Source organism: Glaesserella sp. (assembly GCF_041814905.1).
Taxonomy (GTDB): Bacteria; Pseudomonadota; Gammaproteobacteria; order Enterobacterales; family Pasteurellaceae; genus Glaesserella.
This window is the reverse complement of record NZ_JBGXYA010000052.1, coordinates 1-6,327: the sequence shown is the minus strand read 5'-3', so window position 1 is coordinate 6,327 and position 6,327 is coordinate 1. Positions and strand designations below refer to the sequence as shown.

Here is a 6,327-nt window from a genome sequence, read left to right as displayed (position 1 = left end):
GCTCGCTTTACCGAAGTCAAACAAGACATCTGAGCTGAATGCAAAGTTTTTAGTTACGATTTCAGGTGCTGCAACCGGTGCTGCGCCTTGACCGAAACGGTATGTTAAACCTGCAGATACTGAGTGAATATCCGGGCTGTAGTTAACAAAAACTTCTTCACCTGCTTTACGCGTCGCTTTGCTGTAGTTACCCGCTTTGTTTAAGTATTGGTATTCAACACGGAACGCTAATTCAGGAAGAATTGCATATTCCACACCCGCGCCTAAAATTAAAGATGGTTTAAAATCGTGAGCTTTATCCGTTTGACCATCATCATTTTCATCTACAGAATAGAATTTGTAGTCATTACGTACTAATGCAACACCCACTTTACCGTAAAGATCTAAGTTAGGCGCAACTTCATAGCTTGGTTTTAAGCTTAAGTTCGCACCGTGAGCTGAATGTTTGAATGCACGAGTTTCTTGCACATTACCACGAACACGACCATAATAGTCATAACCTAATTCAGCCGCTAAGCCGAAGTTATTTTGGTTAAGAATTTGGTAACCACCAAGTACACCATAAGTTACAGAGTTACGGTTAATACCATATAAAGTAGTGTCGTTATTATAACGATCGCCACCTTCATATTTATAATCCCACTGTTTAACACCGTGATGGAATGAAGCCCAACCCGCTTTCGCACCGACGTAGAAAGTATTTGCTTGTGGAGCAGCGCTTGCTACTGATGCCAATGCCAAACCAGATACAGCTAATGCAATTACAGATTTTTTCATTTTGATGATCCTCTAATTTATCGTCATCTAGATTTAAACAAAATTAATTAATGCCATACATCTCAACCATAGCATTAAGACTTTACTGCGCTTTCTATTCAATTTAAAGGTGAAAAGAAAGTCAAATTCCGATACTTGTTTACCAAACAACCCAAACAAGTGAACCTTATAAAAAAGCGTCGCCTTACACGGAATTACTACATTCCCGTCTTTAATAGTTTACCCTAAAAGGCAAGAACTGCTTAATTATCCCCATTAATCTTTTTAAAATCAATTTATAAAACCAATTAAAATGTAATGAAATGTAAAATTCGTTCCTTTTTCATTTTGAATGAAAGTCAACGTCAATTTTGCCTTAACATTTTTCATCAATTGAAAATCTTGCTAATATCTCATTAGGTTTTTTAACATTGATACAACTATGATTCCTCGTTTAGCAAACACACCGAATATCAACCCTACGGTTCAACAATTTCTACAAGATCTACGGGATCAACACTTTGCCGGAGACATCGCATCAAGCTACGCAGATCGTCTTTCTCTTGCAACAGACAATAGTGTCTATCAGCAGATTCCGCAAGCCATTCTTTTTCCGAAATCCATTGCCGATGTAGTGATAATCACCAAACTGGCACAGAAAGCGCCCTTCCAATCATTAACGTTTACCCCGCGAGGCGGCGGAACAGGAACCAACGGACAATCCCTCAATAACAATATTATTGTCGATCTTTCACGCCATCTGAATAAGATCCTTGAACTGAACGTTGCCGAACGCTGGGTGAAAGTACAAGCCGGCGTAGTGAAAGATCAACTCAATCAATTCTTAAAACCACACGGTTTATTCTTTTCACCGGAACTTTCCACCAGCAACCGCGCAACATTAGGCGGGATGATTAACACGGACGCATCAGGGCAAGGATCCTTACAATACGGTAAAACTTCAGATCATATTTTGGCAATTAAATCGGTGCTGATGAACGGTGAAATTCTCGATACACAAGCGGTCAGTTCCGACGATTTTTTTGCAAATTTGGATAAACTCAATTTGTCCGCCAAAGGAAAACAGCTACACCGTGAGATCTTTGAACGTTGTAAAGCATTGCGTCCGACGGTATTAAAAGAACTTCCGCAACTCAACCGATTTTTGACGGGCTATGATTTAAAAAACGTCTTCAATCATGATGAAAGTGAATTTAACCTTACCCGTATTTTGACAGGTTCTGAAGGTTCGCTTGCGTTTATTTGCGAAGCAAAACTCAATCTTCTGCCGATTCCGAAATATCGCACGCTCATCAATATTAAATATAACTCTTTCGATGCCGCCTTACGCTCAGCGCCTTTTATGCTCAAAGCGCAAGCGTTATCGGTTGAAACCGTCGATTCCAAAGTACTGAACTTAGCAAAACAAGATATTGTTTGGCATTCGGTTTCCGATCTCTTAACCGAGGATCCGAATAATCCGATTTTAGGGATCAATATTGTTGAATATGCCTCAAACGATCGGGAACAGAATGAAAAACAGATCGCCGATCTTTGTCAAATTTTAGAAAGTAAAATCGCCAACCACGAAAACGGCATTATTGGTTATCAAGTTTGTCAGGACTTGGCCTCTATCGAAAAAATCTACGCAATGCGAAAAAAAGCGGTTGGATTGCTCGGTAATGCAAAAGGTTGGGCAAAACCGATCGCTTTCGTAGAAGATACCTGCGTACCGCCTGAAAATCTGGCGGACTATATCGTGGAATTCCGTAAATTATTAGACGATTACGGCTTGGAATACGGGATGTTCGGCCATGTTGATGCCGGTGTTCTGCACGTTCGCCCTGCCCTTGACTTATGTGACAGAGAGCAAGTTGCCAAATTTAAAGCGATTTCCGACCAAGTCGTTGAATTGACGGCGAAATACGGCGGCTTGATTTGGGGCGAACACGGCAAAGGTATGCGCTCCGCCTACGGTGAGCGGTTCTTCGGCGAAACCTTATGGAAAGAGTTGCGTTACATCAAACAGCTTTTCGATCCGCAAAACCGTTTAAACCCGGGAAAAATCTGTACACCGTTAGACAGCCAAGCAACGCTCTATCCGATTGATTCCCTCATGCGCGCCGATTTTGACCGCCAAATTCCAATCCAAGTGCGAGAAGAATTTAAAGGAGCGATGAACTGTAACGGCAACGGTTTATGCTTTAATTTTGATGTACATAGCACGATGTGCCCGTCGATGAAAGTCTCAGGTAATCGCCTGTTTTCACCCAAAGGCAGAGCAACTTTAATCCGCGAATGGTTACGTTTATTGGCGGAACAAAACGTTTCCCCCGATCAATTGATGCTCGAAAAACCATCAAAAACAACCCGATTAGTCGATTTCGTCCAAAAATTGCGTAATCAGTGGAACAAAGCCAAAGAGTACGATTTTTCCCATGAAGTAAAAGCCGCGATGGATACGTGTTTAGCGTGTAAAGCCTGTGCCAGCCAATGTCCGATTAAAATTGATGTACCGACTTTCCGCTCACAATTTAACGAACTCTATCACCGCCGTTATCTCCGCCCGTTGAAAGATTATATCGTGTCGAATTTGGAGTTTGTCGCGCCGGTTATGGCAAAAGCGCCAAAATTCTTTAACTTCTTTAGTACCAATCAGGCGGCGGAGATGGTTGCAAATAAAACCATCGGAATGACTTATCTGCCGGCGTTATCGGTGCCAACATTAAACCAGCGGTTAGTTGAAATCGGTTATCAAGGAGAAAGTTTAGAAAGCCTTGAAAACCAAGTAACAAGCGGTGAGATTTCTGCAGAAATTTGCAAATATCTATTTGTCGTGCAAGATCCGTTCACCAGTTACTATGATGCCAAAGTTGTGGCGGATTTCGTGCAGCTTTGTCAGAAGCTTGGCTTTAAACCGATTGTGTTACCGTTTAACCCGACAGGTAAGGCTCAACACATTAAAGGCTTTTTGCATAAATTCGCCAACACTGCCAAAAACCAAGCGGAATTTTTAAATCGCGCAGCAAAACTCGGCATTCAAATGGTTGGGGTTGATCCCGCTCTTACCCTGATTTATCGAGAAGAGTATAAGGATATCCTTAAAGCGGAACGAGGTGATTTTAACGTCTTGCTCGCCCACGAATGGCTGATGGTTCAGTTAAAAAACGGTAATTTAGAAAATTGCAAAAAATCGACGGAAACCGACCGCTTGCAATGGCACTTATTCTCACACTGCACTGAAAGCACCGCGCTTCCGAACAGCTCAAAAGAGTGGCAACAGATTTTTGCCCACTTTGGCGAAAAATTAGTGACTGAAAACACAGGTTGCTGCGGTATGGCAGGCACATTCGGCCACGAAACCCAACACCTTGAAATGTCCAAAGCGATTTATGCACAATCGTGGCAGATCAAAATCAATGGTAAAGATTTGAATCGTTGTTTAGCGACGGGCTATTCTTGTCGCAGCCAAGTAAAACGTATGGAACATCACGTGATGAAACACCCGATCCAAGCGTTATTAGAAATAGTTTAACCATGCTTCTCTGATTTAGAAAAACTCAAATGATCTGGAAAAAACCAACCTCAATCGAACAATTAAATAGACTCTGCCAAAATAGCGCTGTCTCGCATTTAGGTATTGAGTTTACCGTACAAGACGATAACCGACTGGAAGCTACCGTACCGGTTGATAACCGTACAACTCAACCATTCGGATTATTACACGGAGGAATTTCAGCGACTTTAGCTGAAACACTCGGCTCTGCCGCTGCGTTATTGAGTTGTGAAGAAAACCAAGTTCCGGTAGGTACAGAGCTGAACATCAGTCACTTAAAAGCCATCAAACAAGGTTTAGCAACGGGGCGAGCGACGCCATTACATTTAGGGCGGGAAAGCCAAGTGTGGCAAGTGGAAATCCGTAATGAAAATAATGAGTTATGCGCAGTAGCAAGATTGAGTGTAAAACTACTTAACCAAAGCAAAAATTAACTTTCTACCTTCATCACGTCTCTCACATCTCCGCCAAAACGGATAATATCGCACATTTTACGCATTACCGGTGCGGTTTGACGGAAGAATAATTGGTAGGATTGGCAAAGATAATTATGCTTAAATCGTTCGTTTTTTAGGGATATTATCCGATGTTTCGGGCAACCGCCATGGCAAAGTTTTTGTAGGTCACAATTCAGGCAATAATCAGTGAGCATTGTCTTCTTATTCTGTCCGAATTGGTGCTGGGGGGCAGATAACGCAATTTCCGCTAAAGACTGTTCGTTTAAATTACCGACTTTATACGCCGGATAAACAAAGTGGTCGCAACTGTATATATCGCCGTTGGCCTCAGTAATCATTGAACTTCCGCATGTCTCTTGATGAACGCAGTTACTTGAAGGGTAGCCGAGCCATTGCCCGAGCAGATTATCAAATTCAATGACAAAAATTTTACCCACATCGTTTTTAACCCATTCTTGAAAGACATCAAGTAAAAACTGCCCTGAATGATCATAAAACAAGGTATAAAACCTTTTTCATAATTAGTCCTATATTTGCCTTAAAAAATAAAAGGGAAATAATATGACTCTAATAACTATTTTAATTTTGATTATTTGCGGTATTTTTACCAACTTATTTTCTGCGTTGTTTGGAATTGGTAGCGGAGTACTTATGGTACCCATTTTACACTCACTTTTTCCCGAGCTACCATTACAGATGATCGCCACTACCTCTCTGACAATAGTCATGGGGAGTGCCTTGATTAATCTATCTTATTTTTATAAGCAAAAAATACAAATTAATTTTAAATCATTGCTTTGTTGGTCATTATTTATGATCATTGGTGTACAGCTTGGTTTTGAAAGTAGTTTTTATCTGCCCGACTATATTATTGCGGTATTTGTTATCACGTTACTTATCTTATCTATTCGGACTTTCTTTACAAAAGAAAATAACGATGAAAAAAACCGCTAGATAATCATTATCTTTGTGGAGGAACGGTCTGTTTATTTGGTGGTACGATTGCAGACATTACCGGTATCGGCGGCGGTTCTATTATGGCATCGCTCATCGCATTCTTGCCAAGTGTAAAAGCGCATCAAATTGCCATTTATACGAACTATATGATGGTTATTGGCGGACTAGGTAGTTCATATGGCTATCTCACTAAGCCGGCTCAAATTTATTTAAGTAATTCGTGGCAAATCGGCTATGTGAATTTTGCGATTGTTTTTATCGTGGTGTTAAGTTCGTTTCTTACCAGTTTCTTTTCAATGAAATTGCATGGTATTCTTTCACCCGATATTACCCGTAAATTACTGGCAATTACACTCTTTGCTATTGGTTGTTATATGTTAGTTTTACAGTTTCTTAAATAAAATCGGCTCTTCACAAATTTGCAAAAAGCCGACTAAATCAGACCGCTTGTAAGACGTCATTACGCATAATACATCTCAAACTCCACCGGATGCGGGGTCATATTCAAACGTTCGACTTCTTTACGCTTCATCGCAATATAGGTTTCAATGAAATCTTTGCTGAACACGCCGCCTTGGGTTAAGAACTCGTAGTCTTGCT

At 40.9% G+C, this 6,327-nt stretch carries 4 protein-coding genes and 2 pseudogenes; 3 read left to right on the top strand and 3 right to left on the bottom strand.

The window, feature by feature from the left end:
* On the bottom strand, positions 1 to 777 hold a 777-nt coding region (locus tag ACEYJ7_RS07845; RefSeq protein WP_373778520.1), incomplete at its 3' end, for an outer membrane beta-barrel protein.
* A gap of 421 nt (positions 778 to 1,198) precedes the next feature.
* Between ACEYJ7_RS07845 and ACEYJ7_RS07840 the strand changes: the two genes are divergently transcribed.
* Together ACEYJ7_RS07840 and ACEYJ7_RS07835 are read left to right on the top strand one after the other, a co-directional pair.
* A complete protein-coding gene (locus ACEYJ7_RS07840; RefSeq protein ID WP_373778519.1) occupies positions 1,199 to 4,291 on the top strand; it encodes an FAD-binding and (Fe-S)-binding domain-containing protein in 3,093 nt (1,030 codons plus the stop codon).
* 29 nt (positions 4,292 to 4,320) lie between these two features.
* A complete protein-coding gene (locus ACEYJ7_RS07835) occupies positions 4,321 to 4,746 on the top strand; it encodes a hotdog fold thioesterase (RefSeq protein ID WP_373778518.1) in 426 nt (141 codons plus the stop codon).
* Here the strand turns inward: ACEYJ7_RS07835 and ACEYJ7_RS07830 are convergent.
* A pseudogene (locus ACEYJ7_RS07830) lies at positions 4,743 to 5,252 on the bottom strand (SPASM domain-containing protein); the annotation flags it as partial. The gene ACEYJ7_RS07835 and the pseudogene ACEYJ7_RS07830 overlap by 4 nt on opposite strands.
* A gap of 79 nt (positions 5,253 to 5,331) precedes the next feature.
* Between ACEYJ7_RS07830 and ACEYJ7_RS07825 the strand changes: the two are divergent.
* Positions 5,332 to 6,128, top strand: a pseudogene (locus ACEYJ7_RS07825) (sulfite exporter TauE/SafE family protein).
* 59 nt (positions 6,129 to 6,187) lie between these two features.
* On the opposite strand, the gene ACEYJ7_RS07820 reads toward ACEYJ7_RS07825, so the two are convergent.
* On the bottom strand, positions 6,188 to 6,327 hold a 140-nt coding region (locus ACEYJ7_RS07820), incomplete at its 5' end, for a hypothetical protein (protein WP_373777792.1).